The sequence below is a fragment of the Mesorhizobium sp. M7A.F.Ca.US.002.01.1.1 genome, assembly GCF_004022955.1.
In the GTDB taxonomy this organism is placed as follows: domain Bacteria; phylum Pseudomonadota; class Alphaproteobacteria; order Rhizobiales; family Rhizobiaceae; genus Mesorhizobium; species Mesorhizobium ciceri.
The window spans coordinates 1-449 of the sequence record NZ_RZQE01001059.1 but is presented as its reverse complement, the minus strand read 5'-3'; the positions used below and the strand labels follow the sequence as shown (position 1 = coordinate 449).

Here is a 449-nt window from a genome sequence, read left to right as displayed (position 1 = left end):
CGCGCAGCCTGATCGCTTCGCCGCAGAATTTTTCGATCGCCTGCTCGATCGCCTGCTGCACCGAAGGCTGATCCGCCTGGTGCTGCCAGCCGGCAAACAGGCTGCCGTCATACTCGATGTCGAGGCGAAAACGCGGCATTTGCGGCTAGAGCTCTCGCCTCGAGCAATTCCAGGAAAAGTGTGAAACGGTTTTCCGTTCGGAATTGCGTTAAAACAAAGAGGAGTGCAGTTCGCCGTTTCCGTGAAAACGGCGGACTGTTCTACGCGGCGAGAGCGGTGAAGGCGGAGGCGTAGACCAGCCTGCCTGCTTCTGGTGCGTCACCCCAGGCCAGCGCCTGCAGCGCTTCGCCCTGGTATTCGCTTTCGAAGTTCTCGGCACGCGTGTGGCTATAGCCGAAACGCCCGTAATAGGTGGGGTCGCCCAGCACCACGGCCAGCGTCTCACCACC

Annotated in this window: 2 pseudogenes; both read right to left on the bottom strand. The window is 60.8% G+C overall.

The features are described 5' to 3' along the window. Positions 1 to 139 (bottom strand): annotated as a pseudogene (locus tag EN932_RS39435) (tRNA pseudouridine(38-40) synthase TruA); the annotation flags it as partial. 121 nt (positions 140 to 260) lie between these two features. Beyond that, positions 261 to 449 (bottom strand): annotated as a pseudogene (locus EN932_RS37685) (N-acetyltransferase); the annotation flags it as partial.